Below are 24,351 nucleotides of genomic sequence, written 5' to 3'. Positions count from 1 at the left end.
CGTCGTAGCGGACCCTGCCCTCCTCCGCTTGGCCGTCCAGAAGCGCGCGCCAGAAGCCTTCGGCGTCAGCGTTCATGCGTTCGGCAATGCGACGGGCCCGGATGCCGCGAGGATCGTCCGCGATCCTGATCTTGGTCGAGCCGCGAACGAATGTGCGCGTGTCGAGATGCCGAACGCTTTGAGGCACGCGGCGCAGGAAGTACCAGAACCCTTCGCGCTTCAGCAGGAAGTCGCTCGACATCGGCCCTCTGTAACCCGAACTGTCTCCCAATCTGTTACCCGATCCTAGACGGATCGCACAAGACGTGTTAGCGTTTCGTTGTCATTACAGGAGCTTAGGCCATGGTTAGTGGCGGAAGGGGTGGGATTCGAACCCACGGTGGAGTTGCCCCCACGGCGGTTTTCAAGACCGCTGCCTTAAACCACTCGGCCACCCTTCCCAGGCCACGCCGCTGCGGCGGGCGCCAGATTTCCGCAGTGCGCGGGCGTCCTGTCTAGGGGCCGGCGCGCGTCAGCGTCAACCGCGGCGCCGGCAGGGCCTCGGCTCCTCACAGGCCAGTCTTGCGGCCGACCCAGCGCAGGAGCGCGGTCGAGCGCCAGGACAGAGAGCGGCGCATGCGCTCGCGGGAGTCCTGGGCGAGCCTCAGCGCCGTCCGGAGGTCCCGCTCGGTGCCCTCCGCCGCCGCCCGCGAGGCCGCCTGCGCGGCCGCCGCCTCCCGAAGATCCGCCTCGAGCGCGGCGATCCGTCCGGCGCGCGCCCTGCCCTCGGCTTCCGCAGCGGCGCGCCCGGACCGCGCGTCCTCGAGCGTCGCCCACGTCCCGGCGAGGTCCGCCTCCCGCGCGGTCAGCATGCCTTCGAGGGCGGCGATCGCCGCGTCCCGCCGGCCGAGCTCGGCGCGCAGGCCGTCGCGGGCCCAGATCACCTCCTGGCCCAGCGCGTCGACGCTGCCGGAGACCGCCCGGAGCCGGTCGTAGCCGTCCGCATCAGTCGCCGTGCGGTAGGCGTGCTCGACGGCGGCGAACCGGTACTCCGTGCGCGGGTCGCGGGCGCAGAGCCGGGCGAGGCGGTCGGGCACCGGCGCATCCGGCCCTGCCCCTGCCTCGCCGTCCAGGGCGTCGCCGAAGGCCTCCTCGAAAGCCTCCGGGTCGAGGGCGGCGAAGCGCTCCAGGATCTTGGTGGTCTCGAAGGCGCTGCGCATGAAGGTGTCCCGGCGCGGCGCGCTCATGTTGGCGTTGCCGGCGCGGATGCGGAAGGCGGTGAGCTCCTCGGGCAGGACGTGGATGGTGCGGCCCGCCACCAGCATCCGCACCCACATGTCGAGGTCCTGGAGGTTGGTGAGGCGCGGGTCGTAGGCGCCGACTTGGCCGTAGGCGTCCCGGCGGATCATCGCGGTCGGCGCGCACAGGCAGTTGCCGCGAAAGAAGAACTCGCGGAGCCAGGAGCGGCAGGAGAAGTCGGGAAAGTCGAGGGGGCGCAGGAAATCGTTGAAGGGCGCGGCCGCCGCGCCGTTCTCGTCGACGATCCGGGGCAGGCCGAACAGCAGCGAGACGCTCGCGTTCGCCTCCAGATACGCGACCTGCCGTTCGAGCCGGCCCGGCAGGGCGAAGTCGTCGGAGTTGAGGATCGCGAGGTAGCGTCCGCGCGCCCGACCGACCGTCGCGTTCATGGTCGCGGAGATGCCGAGGTTGCGCGCCTGCGCCTCGACCCGGATGCGCGGGTCCTCGAATCCCTGGACGATCTCGAGGGTGCCATCGCCGGAGGCGTCGTCGGTGACGACGATCTCGAAGTCCTGGAAGGACTGCGCGAGCACGCTCTCGACGCTCTGGCGCACGTAAGGGGCGTGGTCGTGCGCCTTGATCAGCACCGAGACCATCGGCTCGGCGAGCACCCGCGCGGGGACGGAGGGGGCGGGGCGCGCCTCGCCGACCCGGATCATGCTTGGCCGTCCCTCCCACCAGAGCGGGCGGACGGCTTCCGCCGCGGGGTCGAAGCCGGGGGCGGCGAGGTCGCGGGATGTGGCCTCCATCTCGTCCCAGAAGGCGCGCAGGCGCTCGCGGCCCCAGAGGTAGTGCTGGCCGAACCCCTTCTCGACGTCGGTCGCCCCGAGGCGGCGGGCCTGCTCGGCCTCGCGGGCGGCGTTCCGCTCGAAGCCGAGATGCTTGTAGTGCCAGAGCATCACCTCGTCGCGGGCGGGCAGGCGCAGGTCGCCGACGGGCTCCGCTGCGTGTCGGCCCGGCCCGAAGCCGGTCTCCCGCAGGGCGCGGGGCCGGAACAGGCTGAGCTTGTTGAAGGCGATGCGCGGGCGCCCCCGCGTCACCCGCTCGACGAGGACGCCGGAATCGTCGGGCCTCTCCGGGGCGTTCATGTCGAAGCCCAGCGCCGGCACCAGGGTGACGCCGGCCTCTGCCTGCGCGGCGAGGTAGTCCTCCATCGGGCGCCCTCCCCCGAGATGAAGGTGTTCGTCGATCGCGGTCACGACGATCCAGTCGGCGCTGTCGCGGCTCTCCTTCCAGGCCTCGTCCTGCATCGCCTTGTGGGAGAGCACGAAGGAGGCCGCCTCGACCCGCTCGAAGCGGCGTAGCTCCACTCGCGGATGCGCGGCGAGGATGTCGAGGGAGCCGTCCGTCGAGCCGTCGTCGTAGACGACGTAGCGCTCGACGAAAGGGTCGTAGTGGCGGAAGAAGAAGCCGAGCATGTCGGCCTCGTCCCAGCACACCGTGTAGAGGTGGACGCGCGGCGTCATGCGTGCGGCGTCATGGAACGGGCAGCCCCTTGTAGCCGCCGATGCCCTCCCGCACGATCCGAGCGGGATTGCCGAGGACGAGGCAGCCGGCCGGCACGTCCCGCGTCACCACGGAGCCCGCGCCGACGACGGCGTTGGCGCCGATCGTGATCTCCGGCAGGACGATCGCGCCCGTCGCCACCACGCAGCCCCGGCCGAGGGTGACGTGCCCAGCGAGCACCACGCCGGGCCCGAGGGAGCAGAAGGCGTCGAGCCGAGCGTGGTGGCCGATGCTGGCGCCCCGGTTGACGAAGACGAAGGCCCCGAGCCGGGCGCCGCCGCCGAGGGTGCAGCCGGCGTTGACGTAGGCGCCCTCCCCGGTCTCCAGGCTGCGCGGCGCCGGCACGCTCGGATCGATCAGGGTGAAGGGCCGGGTGAAGCCCGCCGCCGCGGCTTCCGTCGCCGCCGCGTGGCGTTGGGCGGGGGTGAACAGCGGCACTAGGAAGGGCAGCGCCCGCAAGCCCGGCCCTGCGGCGTCCGGCGCGAGGCCGCGGGCGGGTTCGGAGAGATGGCACGCGCCCGGCCGGTTGCGGATGCCCGCCGCGAGGGTCAGCCCCGCCCGGTGCAGGCTCTCCTCCACGTCGACGATGACCGGCGAGCCGGTGCCGTAGAGGACGATCCCGCTCACGACGCGAACCCGGCAAGCGCCCGCGCCACGGCTTCGGGGGCGCCGGCCGCCACCTCCGGCTGGATCGGCAGGCTGAGAAGGCTCGCCGAGAGCGCCTCGGTGACGGGGAGCGGCCCGGCGGCGGCCTCCAGGAAGGCCGGGTGCCGGTGGAGGCCCGGCGCGTAATGCACCGCCGTACCGATGCCGGCGGCCGCGAGATGCGCGGCGAGCGCATCCCGGCGCGGATGGGTCACGGCGAACTGGTGGTAGACGCTCCCCTCGCCCTCCGGCGGCAGGCCGAGCCCATCGAGGTCGAGGCGCGCCCGGTAGTCGGCGGCGATGGCCCGGCGCTCGGCGTTGCCGTCGGCGAGATGGGGCAGGAGGGCCCCGAGGATCGCCGCCTGGAGGGCGTCGAGGCGGGAATTGAAGCCGATCCCGAGGCTGAGGCGCTCGGGCCCCGCGAAGCCGTAATAGCGCAGCGCCCGCAGGCGCGCGGCCAGCGCCGGATCGTCCGTCGTCACGGCGCCGCCGTCGCCGACCCCGCCGAGGTTCTTCGTCGGGTAGAACGAGGTCGCAGCCGCGTTCCCGAAGCTCCCGAGCGGGCGCCCGCCGAGGCTCGCCCCATGCGACTGCGCGCAATCCTCGACGACGGCGAGGCCGTGGCGCCCGGCGAGCGCGGTGAGCGCCGGCATGTCCGCCGGGTGGCCGAACAGGTGGACGGGCACGATCGCGGCGGTGCGGGGCGTGATCGCGGCCTCGGCCGCCGCCGGATCGATGCAGCGGCTCCGCGGATCGACGTCGACGAGCCGGGGCTGCGCGCCGCAATGCAGAACCGCCTGTGCGGTGCCGGCGAAGGTCAGCGCCGGGACGATCACCTCGTCGCCCGGCCCGATCCCGAGGGCGCGCAGCGCCAGCGCGATGGCGTCCGTGCCCGAGGCGACGCCGACGCAATGGCCGGCGCCGCAGAACCGCGCGAAGGCGGCCTCGAAGCCCTCGACCGGCGCGCCGAGCACATACGCCTCGCCGCCGAGCACGGCGGCGACCGCCTCGTCCACCTGCCTCCGGAAGCGGGCGATGCGCCGGGCGGGCGCCGCCTGCGGGATCATGCCGGGCAGGCCAGGGCCGCCGGATGGAGCTGCGGGAGGGTCGGCGACAGGGACGCCGCGGCGGGCGCGGGACCGGCGAGACGGGGCTGCGCCGCCTCGTAGTGGCGGGTGTCCTCGTAGCGGGCCGAGGCGCAGACGAGGAGCGTCGTGCCCCGCTCGAAGGCGCGCAGGTGGATGAGGATGCCGGGCTGCACCCAGAGGCCCCGGTCGTGCTCGGAAAGGAGCACGCTCGCCCGCTCGACGCCGTTGTCGACCTCGACGGTGACGGAGCCCGCGAGCGGCAGGATGAACTCGTCGCAGGAGTTGGCGTGGCCGCCGCGCTCGATGCCCGCCCGGTCGACCTTCATGAAGAAGACCCGCTCCAGGGGGAAGGGAAGGCTCGCCTCCTCCTCGAGGGAGACCAGGAGACCGCGCCGGTCCGAATGGACCTGCTGCCGCAGCAGCATCACTCCCTCGATCACGCGCATGGTGTCCCCGAGACGTTCTTGTTGATTTATTAAGACACGGTACCTCGCTCAACGTGATCAGACAAGTTCTCAAGTAACGCACTTGAGAGGAAATTTAGGAATTACTTATTACCTAATCGTCCCGATCCATGTCAGGACTGAGTTCCAATCCCCCGCTGGTCGAGACGCGAAGACGCGGGCCGCGCGACGCTCGCACGGCCTGGCCTCATCCGGACAGGGTCCCGTGTGTCCGCGCGCCTATCCGAAGGCGCTGATGCCGCCATGGGCCGCCGACCACTCCGCCGGCGCGTTGAGGAAGCGCTCGACCTCGTCGAGGACCTTCGGCTCGAAATGGCCGCTCTGCTTGGCCACCGCGAGCACGTCCCACCAGGTGGTGAGGGCGTGAAGCGTCAGGCCGAGCTCCTTCATCACGTCCCGGCTGCCCGGGAAGATGTCGTAGTAGAACAGCACGAAGCAGTGCTCGACCTCGACGCCGGCCTCCCGCAGGGCGTTGGTGAAGGTGACCTTGCTGCGCCCGTCCGTGGCGAGATCCTCGACGAGGAGGGTGCGGGCGCCCTCGACCACCCGTCCCTCGATCTGGGCGTTGCGGCCGAAGCCCTTGGGCTTCTTGCGGATGTACTGCATGGGCAGCATCAGACGGTCGGCGAGCCAGGCGGCGAAGGGGATGCCCGCGGTCTCGCCGCCGGCCACCACGTCGATGCGCTCGTAGCCGATGTCGCGCACGACGGTCGCGGCGGCGAAGTCCATCAGCGCGGAGCGCAGGCGCGGGAAGGAGATGATCCGGCGGCAGTCGGTGTAGACCGGGCTCGCCCAGCCGGAGGTGAAGGTGAAGGGCTTGTCCTGGTAGAAATGCACCGCGCCGATCTCGAGGAGCATCTTGGCGGCCTCGCGCGCGACCGCCTCCCGGTCGATGGGCAGGAACGTCGTGGACATGAAGGGCGCTCTCTCGCGTTGACCCGGCCCCGCGCCCGCGCGCCTCTCGCGCGAGGGGCGGCCGGGGACCGCTCCGGGGTCTCTCCATCCCGCCATGCGGCGGCAGCGTCAACCCGGAGACGACAGGAGCCCCCACGGGATGCCGACGACGCCGGACGGGCGCTACATCGTGGTGCGGGGCCGCCTGTGGCGGGCGGCGCGGCCGGACCTGCCCGAGGCCGAGCGCGCGCGGCTGGTGCACGCGCTGATGCAGGCGCGCCGGGCCGTGCGCGACGCCGGCCGCGCCGGTGACGGAGAGGCCCTCGCCACCGCCCGCCGGGCGGTCGATGCCGCCAAGCGCGGGCTCGGGGAGCGCGGACCGGTCTGGTGGCGCGACGCAGCCCCGGACCTCAACCGGCACATGGCGCGCAACACGCCCTACGCCGGCTGGTACGCGGGCCTGCCCGAGGCCGAGCGGGAGCCGTGACCGGCGCGGCATGACGGGGCCCGCGGCAGATTGGACCGGCGCGGAACCGGGCCCGGCGCCCGAAGGCTGTTCCGGCACGGAGGGCGATCCCATTGCCCGCAAGAGAGAGACACCCATGAGCCTGACGCGCCTGCCCATCCTCCTGCCCGCCCTCGCCCTGGCGCTCGCGGCGGGGCCTGCCCTCGCCTCCTCCTGCGCGGAGGAGATCGCGACCCTCGAGAAGCGCCTCGACAGCGCGGGCGCGGCGCAGGTGACGGGCAAGGCGCCTCCCGGCGGCGCCCCGGCGGCCCATTCGGACAAGGCCCTGGCGCAGGCGCCGGGCACCAAGCCGAGCGACCCCGCGACGAAGCCCTCCGCCGGCGGCGTCACCGAGGCCCGCACCCTGCTGGCCAAGGCGAAGGACGAGGAGAAGGCCGGCAAGGCCGAGGCCTGCCGCGACACCGTCCTGAAGGCGAAGGAGAAGGCCGGCGCCCTGCCGTAGCCGCCGGCGGCCGAGGCGGAGAGTGCCCCCGGTGGGAGGTCTGACGCGGCGCGAGGATCGTCCTCGGGCGAGTCCGTCTCGCGGTCTCGGGAAACTAATTGCTATCGGCTCCAGGGGGTCTCGGCTTCAATCGCTCCGTTCCCAGGCCGCCGGCCCGGGATGGAGATCCCAGATGCGCCCCATGGCGGAACCGCCGTTCGATCCCGACGCCGTCCCGGCCGAGGCGGTCCTGTCCCGTGGCGGATCGGGGCTGCGCCTCGCCTGGCCGGATGGCGAGACCGGCGCGCTGAGCGCCGAGGCGCTGCGCCTGGCCTGCCGCTGCGCCTGGTGCACCCGCGACCGGATCGAAGGGCTCTTTCCCGCGCGCTTCGAGGCCGTCTGCGTCACCCGCCTCGACCCGATGGGCGGCTACGCCGTCAATCTCGGCTTCTCGGACGGGCATGCCCGCGGGATCTTCCCGTGGTCCTACCTGCGCGATCTCGTTCGCCAGGATGCGGGCGAGGACGCCGCCCGGCCCGCGCGGGCGGCCTGAGCCCCCCGCGCGCCCTCCCCGCCGAAGCCCCACCGGACGAGCCCGAGCATGAGCGCCATTCTCTCGAAGACCGAGATCGTCGAGGCCGACATCCTGGTGATCGGCGGCGGCACCGGCGGCCCGATGGCCGCGATCAAGGCCAAGGAGGCCGACCCGAGCCTCAAGGTCGTCCTGATGGAGAAGGCCAACGTCAAGCGCTCGGGCGCGATCAGCATGGGCATGGACGGGCTCAACAACGCCGTCGTGCCGGGCTACGCGACGCCCGAGCAGTACGTGAAGGAGATCACGGTCGCCAACGACGGCATCGTGAACCAGGCCGCCGTGATGGCCTACGCGCAGGGCTCCTTCCCGATGATCCAGTACCTCGACCGGCTGGGCGTCAAGTTCGAGAAGGACGGCTCCGGCGAGTACAACATGCGCAAGGTCCACCACATGGGGACCTACGTGCTGCCGATGCCGGAGGGGCACAACGTCAAGAAGGTGCTCTACCGGCAGCTGCGCCGCCTCCAGGTCGGCGTGACGAACCGCTACATGGCGACCCGGCTTCTGAAGGGCCCGGACGGGCGCATCGCCGGCGCGGTCGGGGTCAACACCCGCACCTCGGAGTTCCTGGTGGTGAAGGCCAAGGCCGTGATCCTCGCCTGCGGCGCGGCCGGGCGCCTCGGGCTTCCCGCCTCCGGCTACCTGTTCGGCACCTACGAGAACGCCGCCAACTGCGGCGACGGCTACGCCATGGCCTACCACGCCGGGGCGCAGCTCGCGAACCTCGAGTGCTACCAGATCAACCCGCTGATCAAGGACTACAACGGCCCCTCCTGCGCCTACGTCACCGGGCCTTTCGGCGGCTACACGGCCAACAACAAGGGCCAGCGCTTCATCGAGTGCGACTATTGGTCGGGCCAGATGATGCTTGAGTTCTGGCGGGAGCTCCAGGGCGGCAACGGACCGGTCTTCCTCAAGATGGACCACCTGCGCGAGGAGACGATCTCGGAGATCGAGACCATCCTGCACTCGAACGAGCGTCCCTCCCGCGGGCGCTTCCACGAGCGGCGCGGCACCAACTACCGCAGGCGCCCCGTCGAGATGCACATCTCGGAGATCGGCTTCTGCTCCGGCCACTCGGCCTCGGGGGTCTTCGTCGACGAGCACGCCCGCACCACGGTGCCCGGCCTCTACGCGGTCGGCGACATGGCGAGCGTGCCCCACAACTACATGCTCGGCGCCTTCGTGAACGGCGGCATCGCCGGCGCGGACGCCGCCGCCTACTGCACGGCCAACAGCCTCGCCGATTACGACGCGGGCGATCTCGCCGCCGAGCAGGAGCGGGTGCTGGCGCCCACTCGCCGCGCGGACGGGCTCACCCCCCACGAGATGGAGTTCAAGACGCGGCGCCTCGTCAACGACTACCTGGAGCCGCCGAAGGTCACGGCGAAGATGGAGCTCGGCCAGCGCCGCTTCGCGGAGGTGCGCGAGGACCTCGACCTTCTCTGCGCCCGCGACCCGCACGAGCTGCTGCGCGCCCTGGAGATGCAGACGATCCTCGACTGCGCCGACATGGCGGCGGCCGCCTCCCTCTACCGGACCGAGAGCCGCTGGGGCTTCTACCACCTGCGCACCGACCATCCCGAGACCGACGACGCGAACTGGAACTGCCACACCGTCCTCTACAAGGACGACGAGGGCCGCATGGCCCACGCCAAGCGCGCCGTCGACCCGTTCATCGTCCCCGTCGCCGCGGAGGAGATGAACGCCTACCACCAGCTCCGCATCCGGACGCCCGCCGCCGCGGAGTAGTTTTTCCCCCGCGCGGACGGTCCTGGCGGACTCTCCGTGCCCGCCGTGTCGGCTGCGTTGCGCGCTCACCCGGCGGTATCGGGCCCGAAGGAGATCACCCATGCCGATCATCACCCAGGCGAAGAGCGCCGCCGTCGTCATCGACGACGACAAATGCATCGCCGAGAAGGGCTGCCGCGTCTGCGTCGACGTCTGCCCTCTCGACATCCTCGCGATCGATGAGACGAAGCAGAAGGCCTACATGAAGTACGACGAGTGCTGGTACTGCATGCCCTGCGAGGTCGACTGTCCGACGAACGCCGTCAAGGTCAACATCCCCTACCTGCTGCGGTGAGCCCGATGCCGGTCTTCGACACCTTCGACGACGATCTCGACGATCTGGCCGAGCGCTGCGCCGATCCCGATCCGGGCGTGCGCCGCGTCGCGATGATGGAGCTCGCCGAGGCCGTCGGGCCCGAGGCCAAGGTGCTGCTGCTCAAGGGGCTCGGCGACGACGAGGCGAGCGTGCGCGCCGCCGCCGCAAAGGCGCTCGACGAGCATGACGGCCCGGAGGTCGTGGAAGGCCTCGTGCGCTCCCTGGAAGATGCCGACGCCGAGGTGCGCAGGACCGCCGCCGAGACGCTCTCCGAGAAGAAGGAGCCCGCCTGCGGCCCGCTCCTCATCGAGCGGGCGGACCATGCCGACCCCTTCGTGCAGGCGGCGGCGCTCAGGGCGCTGCGGGAGCTGGTGCTCCCCGACGCGCTCGCCGCGGCGCTGAAAGCCCTGCGCAGCCCGGTCCCGGAGGTCCGCCGCGAGGGGCTCGGCGTCATCGGCTACCTCAAGGCCGAGGCGGCGCTGCCGGCCCTCATCGCCACCGCCTCGGACGCGGACCCCGGCGTGCGCCGCGCCACCATGGCGGCCCTCGTCTTCCTGCGCCCCGGCGGCCCCGGCGTGCCGACCCTCGTCGCCGGCCTGACGGACGAGAACTGGCAGGTGCGCGAGGAGGCGGCGGTCTCGGCCGCCAAGATCCGCCTGCCCGAGGCGGTCGAGCCCCTGATCGCCCGCATGGACGATCCCGTCTGGCAGGTCCGCACCAAGGCCGCCAACGCGCTCGGCCGCATCCGCGCCGCGGCCGCCGTGCCGGTGCTGGGCCAGGCCCTCGCCTCCGGGGTGAGCAACCTTCGCAAGGAGGCCGCCGCGGCGCTCGGCGAGATCGCCGACCCGAGGGCGCTGGCCGCGCTCGAATCGGCCTACGACGACCACGACCCGGACGTGCGCAAGCTCGTCCGCTGGGCGATCGGCCGCTGCCGGGAGGCGTGAGCGGCGGGAGACGCGGGCGCCGGGCGACATCGCGCCCCGGCGGCGCCTGCGTTACGGGAAGGTCGGCAGCGGCGATGCGGCTGCCCGTCGCCGGGAGGATCAGGCAGCTCCGCGCGTCTGACCTATTTCCTGGATGAGGATGTCGAGCGAGCGGCGCACGATCTCCAGCGGATCGACACCCTTCTCGCGGGCCTCGTCCTCGACATTCGCCCGATCCGCTGCAGACAAGCTATCGGGTCGATCGTGACACCCGTCCGGCTGTCACGGCTGGAAGGCCTACAAAGCCCCCCCTCGATCTAGCTGAAGTCGTTGATTTAAGAGATTTTAGATGGCGGTGGCTGGGGGACCTGGATTCGAACCAGGACTAGAGGAGTCAGAGTCCACCGTTCTACCGTTAAACTATCCCCCATCGCTCCCGTCCCGGCCGGCGCGGCGGCCGTGCGCCGCGCGGCACACGAGGTGCCCCGGCGCTCGGGAGCGCACGAGATAGGCTGAATGATCCTGGGGGTCAACCGCCGAGCGAGGGCCGGCGACGGGACCGCCACGTGAGGCTGCGCACCGACGTGGGGGCCGGGCGACGCCGAGCCTGGGCTCGCGGATCGGCGCGGTCCCCGGCATGCTGGGCACCCGCGATCCGACCGCGGCAGCGATCACCGGCAGGCCATGCTCGATTCCGACACCACGCTCCTGATCATGATCGCCGGTGCCGTGGCGCTGGCGGTGCTCTGCGCGCCTGTGGCCCTCGTTTTGATCGTCGCTCAGCGGGGACGCATCGGAAGCCTGGAGGCGCGGCTCGCGCGCCTCGAGGGCCGCGCCCCCGCCACGGTCCCGGTCCCGCCGGCCCCGGCGCCCGTCCCGGCGGCCCCTCCGCCGGCCGCCCCGGCACCGCAGCGACCGCCCGAGCCCGCGCGGACGCCCTCCCCCGTCCCCGCTGTGGCGCCCGCGGCCGCGAGGCCCGTCCGGCCCTCCGTCGAGGAGCGCTTCGGGACGCGCTGGACGGTCTGGGCCGGCGGCCTCGCCCTGGCGCTGGGGGCGGCGCTGCTGGTGCGCTACTCCGTCGAGCAGGGCCTGTTCGGGCCGGGCGCGCGCATCGCCCTGGGCCTCGTCCTCGCCGCGGCCCTCGTCGCCGGGGGCGAGGCCCTGCGGCGGCGCCTGCGGGGCGCGGGCGAGCCGCCCCGCCTCTGGCCGGACATCCCCGCGACCGTCACCGCCGCGGGCACGGTGGCCGCCTTCGGCACGGTCTACGCGGCCTACGCGCTTTACGGCTTCCTCGGCCCGGCGCCGGCGCTGGTGCTCCTCGGCGCGGTCGGGTTCGCGGCGATGTTCGCCGCCCTGCTGCACGGGCAGGCGCTCGCCGGGCTCGGCCTCCTCGGGGCGATGGGCGCGCCGCTCCTCGTCGGCGGCAACGGCGGCGGCATCTGGCCGCTCGCCCTCTACCTGCCGGTGGTCGCGGGCTTCGCCTACGCCTTCGCCTGGACCCGCGGCTGGCGGCGGCTCGCCGACATGGCCGGGATCGGCGCCGCCGGCTGGAGCCTCCTCCTCGGCCTCGCCGCGGCCAAGGGCGAGGTGGCCGCCGCGCTCCTGCACGTCGTCCTCCAGGCGGGGCTCGCTGCCCTGCCCCACGCCGTCCTGCCGGGCCGGAGGCTTCCCGACGAGGCCTCGACGCCGCGCCTGCGCCCGGCCCTGGCCCTCGCCCTCGCGGCGGGGACCGGCGGGCTGGTGCTCGCCATGCTCGTGCGGGACGGGGCGGACGCGGCCTGGATCATGGCGGCGCTCGCCCTCGTCGCGATCCCCGCGGCCGCCGCCTTCCGCACGCCCGTGGCGGCGCTCGGCCTGCCGGTGGCGGTCGCGGCGATCGCCGGCATCCTGGCGATCTGGCCCCAGCCCCGGATCGGCCTCGGCGACCCCGCCGACCTGATGCGCGAGGCCGACGGCCCCGTCGCGCTCGCCGGCTTCGCGCTGGCCGCGAGCCTCGGGATCGCCGCCGCCGGAGCCCTGCGCCTCCTCGGCGGAAGCCGGCTGCCGACGCCCGCCGCCCTGGCCTACGCCGTGGGCGCGGCGCTGGGTCCCCTCGCGGCGCTGGCGCTCGTCTACCTGCGCCTCGCCCATGGCGAGGTCGCGCCAGGCTTCGCCGCCGCGGCCGGCGCGCTCGCCGCCGCCATGACCGGGCTCGCCGCCCTGTTCCGGCGCCAGTCCGACGACACCCCCTCCCCGGCCCTGACGCTGGGTCTCGGCGCCTTCGCCTCGGCGGCGGTGGCGGCCCTGGCGCTCGGCCTCGTCTTCGGATTGGCGGGTGGCTCGCTGACCCTGTCGATGGCGCTCGCCGCGCTCGGCACCGCGGCCATCGCCCGGCGCCTCGACATCCCGGCGCTGCGCTGGTGCGTGGCCGGGCTCGGCATCGTCGTCGCCGCCCGCCTCGCCTGGGACCCGAGCGTCGTCGGGGCCGACCTCTCGCGCACCCCGATCCTCAACGGGCTCCTCCTCGGCTACGGGGTGCCGGCGCTGGCCTTCGGCCTCGCGGCGCGGCTGATCCGCCTGCCCGGACGCGCTCCGGACGCGCCGCTCCTCGTGGCACAGGCGCTCTCCGTGGCGCTCGCCTTCCTGCTCGTGTTCTTCGAGATCCGCCACGCCCTCCACGGCGGCGACATTCTGGCGCCGACGACGGGCACCCTGGAGCAGGGCCTCGTGACGCTCTCGAGCCTCGGCTTCGCCCTGGTCCTCGTGCGCCTCGACGGCAGCCACGGCTCCGTGGTGCTGCGGATCGCCTCGCTGCTCTTCGGGGCGCTGGCGATGCTCCAGGGCCTCCTCGGCCTCGGGCTCTTCGAGAACCCGCTCCTCACCGACGCGCCGATCGCCGGGGGCGTCCTGGTCAACGACCTGCTGCCGGCCTACGGGCTGCCGGCGCTCGCCGCGCTCTGGCTGGCGGCCACGGCGCGGGCGACGCGGCCGGCCTGGTACGTGCGCGCGGCGACCGCGCTCGGCGGCGTCCTCGGGCTGCTCTTCGTCTCGCTCGGCGTGCGCCACGCCTTCCAAGGGGAGCGGATCGGCCTCGACCGGGCGACCGGCGATCTCGAATGGTTCGCCCACTCCGCCGCCTGGCTGGGGCTCGGCCTCGCGCTCCTCGCCTACGGCGTCCTGCGGGGATCGCGCACGGCGCGCATCGCCTCGGCGGGGCTCGTCGGGCTCGCGACCCTCAAGGTCTTCCTGTTCGACCTCGCCGGCCTCGAAGGCCCCTTGCGGGCGCTCTCCTTCCTCGGCCTCGGGGCGGCGCTGATCGGCATCGGGCTCGTCTACCAGCGCCTCGTCTTCGCGCCGGGCCGGCCCGCCGGCGTCTCGTGACTCCGTGACCGCCCCGTGAAACGGATCGGCCCCGCGGGGGCTTGACCCCGCAGGGTCGGGCGCGGACACGGGGGCCGGTCGCGGTGCGGAACGGAGCGGGCGTGGGTCAGGACACACAGGACGGCGGCGTCCGCCCCTCGCGGCGCCACGCCGATCTCGGGCCGGACTTCTACGACGTCGTCGCCCCGGCCCGCTTCCCGAAGACCGTGCTGCGCTACCGCAACCGGGCCTGGGCGGAACGGGTCGGCCTCGGGTCCTTGAGCGAGGCGGAGTGGATCGCCCATTTCGGGCGCTTCGAGCCGCTGCCCGGCAGCTTCCCCGAGCCGCTGGCGCTCCGCTACCACGGCCACCAGTTCCGCTCCTACAACCCGGACCTCGGCGACGGGCGCGGCTTCCTCTTCGCGCAAGCCTACGACCTGCGCGACGGGCGCCTCCTCGACTTCGGCACCAAGGGCTCGGGCACCACGCCCTGGTCGCGGATGGGCGACGGGCGCCTCACCCTGAAAGGCGGCGTGCGCGAGGTGCTGGCCACGGCGATGCTGGAGGCGCTCGGCGTCGACACCTCGAAGACCTTCAGCCTGATCGAGACCGGCGAGGCCCTGGAGCGGGGCGACGAGCCCTCCCCGACCCGCTCCTCGGTGCTGGTGCGGCTCAGCCACGGCCATATCCGCATCGGCAGCTTCCAGCGCTGCCTCGCACTCAATCGTCCGGACCTGACGCAGCGCCTCCTCGACCACACCATCGACACGCACATGCCGGCGCTGGCCGCCGAGAGGGTCGAGGCGCGGGCGGAGGGCTTCCTCGCCGAGGTCGTGCGCCGCGTCGCGCGCACCGGCGCGCAGATCATGGCCGCGGGCTTCGTCCACGGGGTGCTCAACTCCGACAACATCAACGTCACCGGCGAGAGCTTCGACTACGGCCCCTGGCGCTTCCTGCCCCGCTTCGATCCGGGCTTCACGGCGGCCTATTTCGACACGGGCGGGCTCTACAGCTTCGCCCGCCAGCCGGAGGCGCTGTTCTGGAACCTCGCCCGGCTCGCCGACTGCCTCGTGCCGCTGTGCCCGCAGGAGCGCCTCGGTGCGGCGCTCGAAGGCTACGGCCCCGCCCTCCAGGACGGGTTCGCGCAGGCGCTGTTCCGGCGCCTCGGGCTCGCCCCAGCCCCGCAGGAGGCGACGGACCGGCTGGTCGCCGCGTTCTGGCGCTTCCACACCGAGGCCCGGCCGCCCTTCGAGCGGGTGTTCTTCGACTGGTACGGTGGGCGCGCGAGCGAGGCCCGCGCCGCGAGAAGTCCCCTCGCCGAGGCCTACGCCTCGGAGGCCTTCGCGCCCGTGCGGGCGGGTTTCGCGGAGGTCGAGGCGGCGGACGCGGGGCGCCTCGCGCATCCCTACTTCGCGGGCGAGGCGCCCTGCACCATGCTCATCGACGAGGTCGAGGCGATCTGGGCGCCCATTGCCGACTGCGACGACTGGAGCCTGTTCGAGGGGAAGCTCGCGGCGATCGCGCGGATGGCCGAGGCCTTCGGCACGACGCCCGAAGGGTTGGAGATCGCCGCATGATCCGGCGCGAGACCTTCCATATCGAGATCCTCGGGCCCGAGGAGGCCGAGGTGCTGAGCCGGGTCTCGGTGCGGGTCGAGGACCTCGCGGGCGCCCGAGAGCGGGCGCTGCGCCTGTTCGAGCGGGCGCGGGTGCCGCAGCGGGTCGGACCGGAGGCGGAGGCCGTGCGCATTGTCGACGGTGCCGGCCGCGAGGCCTTTCGGCGCAGCCGGTTCGACGCGGCCGATTGAAGCTTAGCCGGCGCGGCGGGCGCGAAGCCGCGCCACGCCCTCGCGGGCCCGTTCCAGGGCGGCGGCGAGAGGAAACAGCCGGTCGCCCCCGTCGGCCTCGATCAGGCGGTGCGCGATGGCCCGGCGGCCCGTCCAGAACATCTCGCCGAGGCGGTACTCCGCCGCCGCGCAGGAATCGACGCGGTTCGTCGCCCCGTCCGCGAGGATGTCCTGCGTCAGGCGGTGAACGAGCTGCACCCCCGGCGAGTGCCGGGCCTCGTCCTCGTCATGGGCGATCTTCAGGCACCAGGCGGTGTCGCCGCGGGTCAGGAGCACGCTGGCGGCGAGCATCGCCTCGGCGCCCTCCTCCACGCGCAGCAGGCGGTCGATGCGCAGGCCCTCAGGGCCGCGCAGGCGCACCATCTCGCGCATGAAGGCGATCTCGCGGGGGCGGCCGGCGATGGCGGTGCCGGCCCGGCCCTTCCAGCCCGCCGCCTCCAGCGCGATGTAGGATTCGATGCCGGCGGCGAGCCCGGCGGGCTCGCGCAGGGTCTCGAAGCGCAGGGCGCCGCCCGCCTCGAGCCGGGCGAGCCCCTGGCGGAGCTTTTTCCGCCGGCTGCCGGGCATGTGGGCGAGGTAGTCCCGCCGGGCCCGCGCATCGAGGCCGGCGAGGTCGAGGAGCGCGCGGGCATGCGGCCAGTAGGCCGCCCCGCGGGTGCCGGCTCCGGCCTGGTGGGCGGCGAGCAACTCGGCGAAGGGCCCCGCCTGCGGCAGGTTCGGCATCAGCAGGCGCGGGGGAAGGCCGAGGGCGCGGGGCGCGGCAAGCAGTCCCGCCAGCGCGCGGGCCGGATCGCGACGGTCGAGGAGGGGCACGCCATAGGCGCAGAACCCGTGCGTCCAGCCCATCGCCACCGGCAGCGGCAGGCCCCAGCGGAAGCCGACGCGGCGGAAGGGCCAGGCGGCGAAAAGCCGTCCGCCCGCCTCCGGCGCCTCCTCGCCGACGAGGAGCAGGCCGACGCCGGCTCCGAAGGCGCGGGCCGCCGGCCGCGCGTACTCGGCCTCGTAGAAGGGGTTCTCGACGAAGGCCTCCCGGCCGAGCCGGCTCCATTCCCCGTGCCACGGACTCTCGCCCGAAGGGCTCTCGGGATCGAGCGGGCACAGGGCGGCGGCGAGGCCGCCGGGAAGGTCCGCCCGCCGCGCCGCGACCGGGGCCCCCGCCTCCGCGCCCCCGCCGGGCCCGGTCACGCCGGTCTCCGGATGCCGCGGATCGCGGCGGGAATGCCGGCGAGGTCGAGCCGCCAGACCGCGGCGAGGAAGCCCGCCACCAGAACCAGGAACTGGACGCCGCGCGCCAGGGGCGAATGCCCGTCGGGCAGGTGCCCGATCGCCGCCACGACCCCGGCGCAGAGGAGCGTCCAGGCGACGATGGCCGCGATGTCGGCGGCGGGGAAGGGCATCGGCCCGCGGCTGCCGCCGGGCCCGAAGCGGCTGCCGAGCACGAAGGTGAGGCAGCCCGCCAACTGCCCCACCGCGAAGGCGAGCGCCGCGCCGTACACGCCCGAGCGCGGGATCAGCACCAGGGAGAGGCCGCCGACGGTGACGAGCATCACCAGCGAGGCGATCGCGTCGAGGTGGCTGGTGCGGGTGAAGTAGATGACCTGCCCGAAATAGTAGGCCCGGAACATCATCGTCACCGAGGCCGCGATCAGCACGGGGGCGAGCACCAGCGCCTGGGCCCGGTAGTCCGGCCCCAGCAGGATCGCGACGACCACGTCGTCGAAGCTGAGGAAGAAGGCGGTGCCGAAGGCGGCGATCAGCGTCAGGGTGCGGGCGGCCTCCTCCAGCACCCCGGCGGAGGCGGCCGCGTCGCCGGCGCGGGCGTCGCGCTTGGCGATCGAGATCATCGACAGGGCGATGCTCTCGCCAAACACGAGGAAGCTCTGCTTCAGGAAGTCGGCGATGGCCCCGTAGGCCCCAAGCTCGCCCGGGCCGAGGCTCTTGCCCACCACGAGCCGGTCGAGCACCTGGGCGAGCGCCGCGATGCCGAAGGAGAACACCAGCGGCCAGCCATAGGCGAGGAGACGCCGCGCCTCGGCGAGGCTGGCGTGCCCGTCGAGCATCGGCCAGACCACGCGGGCAGGGGGCAGCGAGGCGATGACATTGGCCGAGGCCACCGCCAGTGCCAGCCAGACGGGATCGCGGGTCAGCCACAGGCTGAGGCTGCCGAGCGTCAGCACCAGCACCGCCCGCACCAGCACCGCGATGCCGACGGGCAGGGCGGCGAGCCGCGTCCGGGCGATCTCCGTGGCGCCCTCGAAGAGGGTCATGCCGGTCGTCGCGGCGACCACCGCCAGCGCCATGCGGCCCTCCACCAGCCCCGCCGCGACGGCGAGTCCCGCGAGGAGCGCGGTGGCCAGCAGCGCCAGGCCGAGCATCCGCACCACGGTGTCGACCTGTCCGGGCCCGCGCTTCTCGTCGTAGAGGGCGAAGAACGCGAACTTGGGCCACTGGCAGGTGGCCCCGTAGAGCACCAGCCCCCAGGAGAAGATGTAGAGGTAGGTGCCGTAGCTCTCGACCGGCGCCAGCCGCGTGAAGGCCGCGACCGAGACGAGGTTGAGGAGCGCCGCCACGCCCCGCGAGCCGACATAGGTGATGGTGTGGCGCGTGAGCATCCTCGGTCCCGGCACGGCCCGCCCGTCCGGGGCGGCGGCCTCCCCGGCAGGGACGCGGCGCGTCGGCGGGCCTTGTAGCACGGCCGGACCGCGATGCGGCACCGATTGGACCGGACCGGGGCGCGGCTGTGCCGAAGCGGGAAACTGGGCAACGCAGGCTTGCATCTCGGCCCTGTCACCGCAGGCCCCGTGCCAGCGGTTGCAGACAACCACCTCGTTGACTTCGCACCTGCGAGAGCGCATATCGGCCGGGCAGCGTCAGCGGCCCCGTGCGAGCGGCCGCGTGAGGGAGCTGCGTGACGGATCATCGCGAGCCGCCGGCCTTCAGGGCCCGCGGGCCGGGCCGGTCCGGCCTCCCTCTTCGAACGTGATGCGACCGGGCCACCCCTTCACGCGGGCGGCCTCCTGACCGACGGACCCGACCCTTCACTCAACGCGCCGATATCGGGCGCAGGTCGGGGTCCCGCTGCCATCCGAGACACCCTTTGACCCAGTTCACCGATTTCGGCCTCGCCCAGCCCGTGCTGCGGGCCCTCGACGAGGCCGGCTACGTCAGGCCGACGCCGATCCAGGCGCAGGCCATCCCGCCGGCTATGGCCGGCCGCGACCTCTGCGGCATCGCCCAGACCGGCACCGGCAAGACCGCGGCCTTCGCCCTGCCGATCCTCCACCGCCTCAGCCTCGAGAACCGCCGGCCCCCGCGCCGGGGCTGCCGGGTGCTGGTGCTCTCGCCGACCCGCGAGCTCGCCAACCAGATCGCGGAGAGCTTCTCCGACTACGGCCGCCACCTGCCCTACACCAACACCGTGGTGTTCGGCGGCGTTACCATCGGGCGCCAGGAGCGGGCGCTGGCGCCGGGCGTCGACATCCTCGTCGCCACCCCGGGCCGGCTCATCGACCTCGTCGACCGCCGCTCCCTGACGCTCGAGGGCGTCGAGATCCTCGTCCTCGACGAGGCCGACCAGATGCTCGACCTCGGCTTCATCCATGCGCTCAAGCGCATCGTGAAGATGCTGCCCCAGCGCCGCCAGAGCCTGTTCTTCTCCGCGACCATGCCGAAGAACATCGCCGGGCTCGCCGAGCAGTACCTCTCCGACCCCGTCCAGGTCGCGGTGACGCCGGTGGCCACCACCGCCGAGCGCGTCGACCAGAGCGTGATCTTCGTGCCGACCGGCGCCAAGCAGGCGCTGCTCGGCCACATCCTGCGCGATGCCGCGATCGACCGGGCGCTCGTCTTCACCCGCACCAAGCACGGCGCCGACCGGGTGGTGCGCGGCCTCGACAAGGCCGGCATCGCGGCCGCTGCGATCCACGGCAACAAGAGCCAGCCGCAGCGCGAGCGGGCGCTCGCCGCCTTCCGCGACGGCTCCTGCCGGGTGCTGGTGGCCACCGACATCGCGGCCCGCGGCATCGACGTCGAGGGCGTCAGCCACGTCGTCAACTTCGACCTGCCGAACGTCCCTGAGAGCTACGTCCACCGCATCGGCCGCACGGCGCGCGCCGGGGCGGCGGGCCTCGCCGTCTCGTTCTGCAACGGCGAGGAGCGGGCCTACTTGCGCGACATCGAGCGCCTGACCCGCCAGCCGGTGCCGGTCTCCGGCTACCCGGCCGGCTTCGTCCCGCCCTCGGGCGCCGAGGCCGAGCCCGAGGAGGAGCGCCGCCCCGGACCGCGCGGCCGCGCCCCCGGCCGCGCGCCGGGCGGGCGTCCCCAGCAGGGCCGCGGCCCCGGCCGGCCGGACCAGGGCCGTCCCGGCCAGGGTCGCCGTCCGGACCAGCGGGGCGGGCGCGGCGACGGGCGTCGCGCGGAGGAGACGCGCGGCGAGGCGCCCCGCGGCGACCAGCGCTCCGGCCAGCCCCGCCCCGAGCGGCGCGGCGGCGGCCGCAACGAGGCTCCGTCCCGCGGCAATGGCGGGCGCGGCGAGGGCAGCGGGCGCGGCATCGCCTGGCTCGACCGCGGCCCGCGCTCCTGAGCGCAAGACGCATCCCGAGGGGCCGGATGTCCCTCGGAAACACCCATCGCATCGCCGCTCCGGGCTCTCGCCCGGGGCGGCTTTTTCGTGTGCGCGGCGAGCGGTTGCCGGCGGCGCGGCGCGCGCCATCTATCGGGCCCGCGAGACCGCGCGAGGGCCTTGAGAGCATGCGCTTCGAACTCTACCGGGACGCCTCCGGCCACTGGCGCTGGCGCCTCAGGGTACAGAACGGCAACGTCGTTGCCGATTCCGCCGAGGGCTACGCGAACCGCGCGGATTGCGAGCACGGCATCGCCCTGGTCAAACGGAGCGCGGATGCGCCCGTCGTCGACATGACCGCCCAGATCGCCTGAGGGCATCGACCCCGAGCGCGTTCCCGTTCTCCCGCGTGAGGCGTTTCCCACGGCTCGCGCGTTCCAGGCGGCCGGGCACCCGCCCTGCGCCTTCCACGACCGACGGGAGCACGCCGCCCCCGCCGCCAACCCCGAGGAGTTGCGACCGTGCTGAGAAAACTCGTCCTGGCCGCCCTGCTGGTCCTGGGCTTCGCCGCGGCGGCGCCCCAGGGCGCCCAGGCCGCCCCCATGGGCCCCGCGATGGCCCTGCCCGCCCAGGCCGCCCCCGGCGCGGTCGAGCAGGCGCAGTACTACTATCGCCGCCGCTACTGGCGCCCGCGGCCGTACTACCGGCCCTACTACCGCCGCCCGTACTATGTCCGTCCGCGGCCCTTCTATCGCCCGTACTACCGGCCCTACCGCCGGTTCTACTACTGAGGCGACGGGCTTCCCGAACCTTCGGCGAGGGCGGCCTGCCGCCCTCGCCCCGTCGATTGTCCGTCGCACAGGATCTGCTAACCTTCCCCCCTCGGGCAGGCGCGCTCCAGACGCCCCGTCCGGGAGGACGACGATGCACGACGCCGCCACCCGCGCGACCGCAGGCCCGCGCCGGTCCGCATCCCTGCCGGGACGCGACCTCTGGCGTTCGGTGCCGCTCGAATGCTTCGTCTGCGCCGCGGCGATCCTGCTCGCCGCCGGGCTCAAGCTCACGGGCCTGATGCCGTGAGTGACGCGCCGGCCCTCGAATCCCCCGCTCCCGAGACGGAGCTGCCGCGCGGCGACCTGACCGTGCGCACCATCGCCATGCCCGCCGACACCAACGCCAACGGCGACATCTTCGGGGGCTGGGTGCTCTCGCAGATGGACCAGGCGGGCGGCATCGCCGGCGTCGACCGGGCGAAGGGCCGGGTCGTCACCGTGGCCCTCGACGCCATGACCTTCATTCGCCCGGTCAAGGTCGGGGACGTGCTCTGCGTCTACACCCGGGTCGGGGCGGTGGGCCGCACCTCTATGAAGATCGAGGTCGAGGCCTGGGCGCGCCGCTTCTGCACGCAGGTCCGCGAGAAGGTCACCGAGGCGACCTTCACCTTCGTCGCCATCGACGACGACGGCCGGCCCCGCCCGATCCCCCCGCAGGCCTGACGGCGGCGCGCGGGAAGGAACGCTCCGCTCCGACGACCCTACGGCGAATGATCGCCTTCGAAACAACCGGAAACTGAACGGTTCTTTCGGCCGGACGCGAACTCTGCCTAGAATGGCTCTCGCCTACGGGCAGCGGGAGAGACGAGGATGGCGGAAGCCGCGGCGTGTCGAAGCGGCCGGACGGTGGTGGCCCTGCGGGGCGACCTCCCGGCCGAGCGCAACCTGACCTGGCAGCAGCTCCAGCCCCGCGAGGCGCGCTGGGCGAGTCTCGGCCAGCGCCCCGCCATCGTCTGGTTCACGGGCCTGTCGGGGGCCGGCAAGTCGAGCATCGCCAACGCCCTGGACCGAGCGCTGACCGCGCAGGGCCGCCACGCCATGGTCCTCGACGGCGACAACCTGCGCCACGGCCTCAACAGCGACCTCGGCTTCGGCTCGGCCGACCGGGCCGAGAACATCCGCCGGGCGGCGGAATCCGCCCGCCTCATGGCCGAGGCGGGCCTCGTGGCCATCGTCTCGCTGATCTCGCCGATGCGGGCCGAGCGGGCCGCGGCCCGGCGCATCGCCGGCGACATCCCCTTCCTCGAGGTCTATGTCGACACGCCGCTCGCCCTCTGCGAGGCGCGCGACCCCAAGGGCCTCTACGGCCGGGCGCGGGCGGGGATCATCCCGAACTTCACCGGGGTCTCGGCCCCCTACGAGCCGCCGCTCGGCCCCGATCTCGCCCTGCCGACGGACGGGCGCACGGTCGAGGATTCGGCCGCGCCCGTCGTCGCCGCCCTGATGCGGCTCACCGCCCTCGCCTGACCGGCTCGCGCGGCGCGCGGCGGCGCGCGATCATCGCGCCATGACGCTCGATCGAATCACCGACATCCCCGGCATCCGCGTCGGCCACGCGCAGGACCTCCGGCTCGCCAGCGGGACGACGGCGGTGCTGTTCGACCGGCCGGTCGCGGCCGCCGTCGACGTGCGCGGCGGCGGGCCCGGCACCCGCGAGACCGACCTCCTCGATCCCGAGCGGACCGTCGAGGGCATCGATGCGCTGACGCTGTCTGGCGGCTCGGCCTTCGGGCTCGACGCCGCCGCCGGCGTCGCGGCCTGGCTCGCCGGGCACGGGCGCGGCTTCGCGGTGGGGCCGGTCCGCGTCCCGATCGTGCCCGGCGCGGTGCTGTTCGATCTCCTCAACGGCGGCGACAAGGACTGGGGCCGCTTCCCGCCCTATCGCGACCTCGGCTACGCGGCGGCCGAGGCGGCGGGCCTCGACTTCGCCCTCGGCTCGGTCGGGGCGGGGACGGGCGCGCGCACCGCCAACCTCAAGGGCGGCCTCGGCACCGCCGCCGCGCGCGTGCCCGGAACGCCCTTCCGGGTCGGCGCGCTGGTCGCCGTCAACGCCTTCGGCCGGGTGACGGTGGGCGCAGGTCCCCATTTCTGGGCGGCCCCCTTCGAGCGGGGGGCGGAGTTCGGCGGCCTGGGGCTGCCGGAGCGGATCCCGGAGGAGGCGCTCGCCTTCCCCGAGCGGGTCCTGCCCGGCGCCAGCACGACGCTCGCCCTCGTCGCGACCGACGCGATCCTCACCAAGGCCCAGTGCAGGCGCCTCGCGGTAGCGGGGCAGGATGGCTTGGCGCGGGCGATCCTGCCCGTCCACACGCCGCTCGACGGGGATGCGGTCTTCGCCGCCGCTATCGGCGCGGTGCCGCTCGCCGATCCGGTCGGGGACCTCGCCCGGCTCGGGCACGCCGCCTCGCTCGTTCTCGCCCGCGCCGTCGCGGTCGGCGTCCACGCGGCCCGCAGCCTGCCCGGTGCGCCCGCCGGGCTGCCGCCGGCGTGGGCGGACCTGTTCGGCGGGGGTTAGGCGCCCTCGCGGGCGTCCTCGCCGAGCTGGACGAGGCCGGCATCGACCTCCGCGGCGAGCAGCGCGCGCTCGGCCTCGCTGAGATCGCTCGCCCAGCCGCCGGCGCCGAAGCCCTCCGCGCAGCGCTCGCGCTCGGAGGCGAGGTAGGCCACGGTCTCCGAGGGCTTGGTGCGCATGGCGTGGACGAGCCCGAACCAGGCGGCGCGCTCCACGACGGCGAGGCGGGCGCGCAGGCGGATCATCACCGCCCGCTCGGGCGAGACCTCGGATTCGGGTTCGGCGCTCATCGGCGGGGCTCGCAGCGGGTCTTCACGTAGGTGCCGGGCTCGTTGCCGTGGCCCGCGTTGGCGGCGAGCACCGGCCCCTGCATCAGGCATTCCTGAAGGGTATGGGCGGGGCCGACCACGACGTCGAGGGCCGTGTCGCGGCTGCAGTCGGGCGCCTGCACGCTGGAGGCGCAGACGAGGGCGACGACGAGGATGCCGTTCATGGATCGGCCTTTCCGCGAGACACGAAGCGCCGGGCCGATAAGGCACCGAAGCCGTGCCGGTAGGCAAGGCCGAAGACGCCGCCGAGGTTCCGCAGCCGCGGCCCCCGCCGGCCTCAGCGGCGGCCGGGCAGGATCGGGTCGCCGCGCATCAGGGCGTGCAGGCGCTCGGTGTCGAAGCCGTTGGGGATCGCAGGCTTGGCCGCGACGGGCTTCGCGGGGGCGGCCTTCGGCGGCAGCGGGATCGAGCCCGTGGCGGAGGGCTCCGCGGGCACGGGCCGCACGGGGGCCGCGGCCTGGGCGGGGGCGCGGCCCCCGTGCGGCCC

At 73.9% G+C, this 24,351-nt stretch carries 26 protein-coding genes, 2 tRNA genes and 2 pseudogenes; 16 read left to right on the top strand and 14 right to left on the bottom strand.

The features are described from left to right. From MFF04_RS02020 to MFF04_RS01990, 7 genes and pseudogenes are all read right to left on the bottom strand, one after another. Positions 1 to 241, bottom strand: a pseudogene (locus MFF04_RS02020) (integrase); the annotation flags it as partial. 109 nt (positions 242 to 350) lie between these two features. Further along, positions 351 to 440, bottom strand: a tRNA-Ser gene (locus tag MFF04_RS02015). Between the two features lie 108 nt (positions 441 to 548). Beyond that, positions 549 to 2,744: a glycosyltransferase family 2 protein gene (locus MFF04_RS02010; protein ID WP_238273820.1), complete on the bottom strand. Its 2,196-nt coding sequence runs from the start codon at positions 2,742 to 2,744 to the stop codon at positions 549 to 551. 10 nt (positions 2,745 to 2,754) lie between these two features. Further along, entirely contained in the window at positions 2,755 to 3,411 is a 657-nt protein-coding gene (locus MFF04_RS02005; RefSeq protein WP_238273819.1) for an LbetaH domain-containing protein, read from the bottom strand. After that, positions 3,408 to 4,496, bottom strand: coding sequence for a DegT/DnrJ/EryC1/StrS family aminotransferase (locus MFF04_RS02000; RefSeq protein WP_238273818.1), 1,089 nt, complete (start codon positions 4,494 to 4,496; stop codon positions 3,408 to 3,410). The genes MFF04_RS02005 and MFF04_RS02000 overlap by 4 nt, the downstream gene beginning before the upstream one ends. Further along, positions 4,493 to 4,963 (bottom strand): sugar 3,4-ketoisomerase, encoded by a 471-nt coding sequence (locus MFF04_RS01995; RefSeq protein WP_238273817.1) that lies wholly within the window; start codon positions 4,961 to 4,963, stop codon positions 4,493 to 4,495. Before MFF04_RS01995 ends, MFF04_RS02000 begins: the two co-directional genes overlap by 4 nt. A 237-nt stretch (positions 4,964 to 5,200) precedes the next feature. Continuing rightward, positions 5,201 to 5,896 carry an orotate phosphoribosyltransferase gene (locus MFF04_RS01990; protein WP_238273816.1) on the bottom strand — a complete coding sequence of 232 codons (696 nt, stop codon included), beginning with the start codon at positions 5,894 to 5,896 and terminating at the stop codon, positions 5,201 to 5,203. A 139-nt stretch (positions 5,897 to 6,035) separates the two neighbouring features. On the opposite strand from MFF04_RS01990, the gene MFF04_RS01985 reads away from it, so the two are divergent. From MFF04_RS01985 to MFF04_RS01960, 6 genes are all read left to right on the top strand, one after another. Then, complete coding sequence (locus tag MFF04_RS01985; RefSeq protein ID WP_238273815.1) at positions 6,036 to 6,362, top strand: hypothetical protein; 327 nt, start codon at positions 6,036 to 6,038, stop codon at positions 6,360 to 6,362. A gap of 115 nt (positions 6,363 to 6,477) precedes the next feature. Further along, positions 6,478 to 6,843: a hypothetical protein gene (locus MFF04_RS01980; protein ID WP_238273814.1), complete on the top strand. Its 366-nt coding sequence runs from the start codon at positions 6,478 to 6,480 to the stop codon at positions 6,841 to 6,843. 181 nt (positions 6,844 to 7,024) lie between these two features. Beyond that, the gene (locus tag MFF04_RS01975; RefSeq protein WP_306308054.1) at positions 7,025 to 7,375 is read left to right on the top strand and encodes a DUF971 domain-containing protein; all 351 of its coding nucleotides are present in this window, start codon (positions 7,025 to 7,027) and stop codon (positions 7,373 to 7,375) included. 48 nt (positions 7,376 to 7,423) lie between these two features. Continuing rightward, positions 7,424 to 9,169, top strand: coding sequence for a fumarate reductase/succinate dehydrogenase flavoprotein subunit (locus tag MFF04_RS01970; protein ID WP_238273812.1), 1,746 nt, complete (start codon positions 7,424 to 7,426; stop codon positions 9,167 to 9,169). A 100-nt stretch (positions 9,170 to 9,269) separates the two neighbouring features. Beyond that, complete coding sequence (locus tag MFF04_RS01965; protein ID WP_238273811.1) at positions 9,270 to 9,503, top strand: 4Fe-4S dicluster domain-containing protein; 234 nt, start codon at positions 9,270 to 9,272, stop codon at positions 9,501 to 9,503. Positions 9,504 to 9,508: 5 nt separating this feature from the next. Next, complete coding sequence (locus MFF04_RS01960; RefSeq protein ID WP_238273810.1) at positions 9,509 to 10,468, top strand: HEAT repeat domain-containing protein; 960 nt, start codon at positions 9,509 to 9,511, stop codon at positions 10,466 to 10,468. A gap of 99 nt (positions 10,469 to 10,567) precedes the next feature. On the opposite strand, the gene MFF04_RS21900 is transcribed toward MFF04_RS01960, so the two are convergent. Then, positions 10,568 to 10,696: a hypothetical protein gene (locus MFF04_RS21900; RefSeq protein WP_283206338.1), complete on the bottom strand. Its 129-nt coding sequence runs from the start codon at positions 10,694 to 10,696 to the stop codon at positions 10,568 to 10,570. A 107-nt stretch (positions 10,697 to 10,803) separates the two neighbouring features. Beyond that, positions 10,804 to 10,877 (bottom strand) — tRNA-Gln (locus MFF04_RS01955). Between the two features lie 254 nt (positions 10,878 to 11,131). Here MFF04_RS01955 and MFF04_RS01950 point away from each other — a divergent pair. The 3 genes from MFF04_RS01950 to MFF04_RS01940 all read left to right on the top strand — a co-directional run bounded on the left by MFF04_RS01950 (position 11,132) and on the right by MFF04_RS01940 (position 15,593). After that, the gene (locus MFF04_RS01950) at positions 11,132 to 13,807 is read left to right on the top strand and encodes a DUF2339 domain-containing protein (protein ID WP_238273809.1); all 2,676 of its coding nucleotides are present in this window, start codon (positions 11,132 to 11,134) and stop codon (positions 13,805 to 13,807) included. 101 nt (positions 13,808 to 13,908) lie between these two features. Continuing rightward, on the top strand, positions 13,909 to 15,363 hold the full coding sequence (locus MFF04_RS01945) for a protein adenylyltransferase SelO (RefSeq protein WP_238273808.1): 1,455 nt from the start codon (positions 13,909 to 13,911) through the stop codon (positions 15,361 to 15,363). Then, positions 15,360 to 15,593: a hypothetical protein gene (locus MFF04_RS01940; RefSeq protein ID WP_238273807.1), complete on the top strand. Its 234-nt coding sequence runs from the start codon at positions 15,360 to 15,362 to the stop codon at positions 15,591 to 15,593. The genes MFF04_RS01945 and MFF04_RS01940 overlap by 4 nt, the downstream gene beginning before the upstream one ends. 3 nt (positions 15,594 to 15,596) lie before the next feature. On the opposite strand, the gene MFF04_RS01935 is transcribed toward MFF04_RS01940, so the two are convergent. Together MFF04_RS01935 and MFF04_RS01930 are read right to left on the bottom strand one after the other, a co-directional pair. Continuing rightward, the gene (locus MFF04_RS01935) at positions 15,597 to 16,817 is read right to left on the bottom strand and encodes a GNAT family N-acetyltransferase (RefSeq protein ID WP_238273806.1); all 1,221 of its coding nucleotides are present in this window, start codon (positions 16,815 to 16,817) and stop codon (positions 15,597 to 15,599) included. After that, positions 16,814 to 18,244, bottom strand: coding sequence for a lipopolysaccharide biosynthesis protein (locus MFF04_RS01930; RefSeq protein WP_238273805.1), 1,431 nt, complete (start codon positions 18,242 to 18,244; stop codon positions 16,814 to 16,816). The genes MFF04_RS01935 and MFF04_RS01930 overlap by 4 nt, the downstream gene beginning before the upstream one ends. A 485-nt stretch (positions 18,245 to 18,729) precedes the next feature. Between MFF04_RS01930 and MFF04_RS01925 the strand changes: the two genes are divergently transcribed. The 7 genes from MFF04_RS01925 to MFF04_RS01895 all read left to right on the top strand — a co-directional run bounded on the left by MFF04_RS01925 (position 18,730) and on the right by MFF04_RS01895 (position 23,538). Then, complete coding sequence (locus MFF04_RS01925) at positions 18,730 to 20,214, top strand: DEAD/DEAH box helicase (RefSeq protein WP_238273804.1); 1,485 nt, start codon at positions 18,730 to 18,732, stop codon at positions 20,212 to 20,214. Positions 20,215 to 20,381: 167 nt separating this feature from the next. Further along, positions 20,382 to 20,567: a YegP family protein gene (locus tag MFF04_RS01920; RefSeq protein ID WP_238273803.1), complete on the top strand. Its 186-nt coding sequence runs from the start codon at positions 20,382 to 20,384 to the stop codon at positions 20,565 to 20,567. A gap of 147 nt (positions 20,568 to 20,714) precedes the next feature. Then, on the top strand, positions 20,715 to 20,984 hold the full coding sequence (locus MFF04_RS01915) for a hypothetical protein (RefSeq protein WP_238273802.1): 270 nt from the start codon (positions 20,715 to 20,717) through the stop codon (positions 20,982 to 20,984). A gap of 133 nt (positions 20,985 to 21,117) precedes the next feature. Further along, entirely contained in the window at positions 21,118 to 21,273 is a 156-nt protein-coding gene (locus tag MFF04_RS01910; RefSeq protein ID WP_238273801.1) for a hypothetical protein, read from the top strand. A 77-nt stretch (positions 21,274 to 21,350) separates the two neighbouring features. After that, the gene (locus MFF04_RS01905) at positions 21,351 to 21,689 is read left to right on the top strand and encodes an acyl-CoA thioesterase (protein WP_238273821.1); all 339 of its coding nucleotides are present in this window, start codon (positions 21,351 to 21,353) and stop codon (positions 21,687 to 21,689) included. 147 nt (positions 21,690 to 21,836) lie between these two features. Next, positions 21,837 to 22,493 (top strand): adenylyl-sulfate kinase, encoded by a 657-nt coding sequence (gene cysC, locus MFF04_RS01900; RefSeq protein WP_238273800.1) that lies wholly within the window; start codon positions 21,837 to 21,839, stop codon positions 22,491 to 22,493. A 40-nt stretch (positions 22,494 to 22,533) separates the two neighbouring features. After that, on the top strand, positions 22,534 to 23,538 hold the full coding sequence (locus MFF04_RS01895) for a P1 family peptidase (RefSeq protein ID WP_238273799.1): 1,005 nt from the start codon (positions 22,534 to 22,536) through the stop codon (positions 23,536 to 23,538). Here the strand turns inward: MFF04_RS01895 and MFF04_RS01890 are convergent. The 3 genes and pseudogenes from MFF04_RS01890 to MFF04_RS01880 all read right to left on the bottom strand — a co-directional run. Beyond that, positions 23,535 to 23,825: a hypothetical protein gene (locus MFF04_RS01890; RefSeq protein ID WP_238273798.1), complete on the bottom strand. Its 291-nt coding sequence runs from the start codon at positions 23,823 to 23,825 to the stop codon at positions 23,535 to 23,537. The genes MFF04_RS01895 and MFF04_RS01890 overlap by 4 nt on opposite strands. Then, a complete protein-coding gene (locus tag MFF04_RS01885) occupies positions 23,822 to 24,028 on the bottom strand; it encodes a hypothetical protein (RefSeq protein WP_238273797.1) in 207 nt (68 codons plus the stop codon). The genes MFF04_RS01890 and MFF04_RS01885 overlap by 4 nt, the downstream gene beginning before the upstream one ends. A gap of 113 nt (positions 24,029 to 24,141) precedes the next feature. Then, positions 24,142 to 24,351, bottom strand: a pseudogene (locus MFF04_RS01880) (hypothetical protein); the annotation flags it as partial.

Origin of the sequence: Methylobacterium jeotgali (assembly GCF_022179345.1) — a bacterium.
GTDB lineage: Bacteria > Pseudomonadota > Alphaproteobacteria > Rhizobiales > Beijerinckiaceae > Methylobacterium > Methylobacterium jeotgali.
Note: the sequence above shows the minus strand (reverse complement) of the source record. Positions and strands in the feature narration are given on the sequence as shown.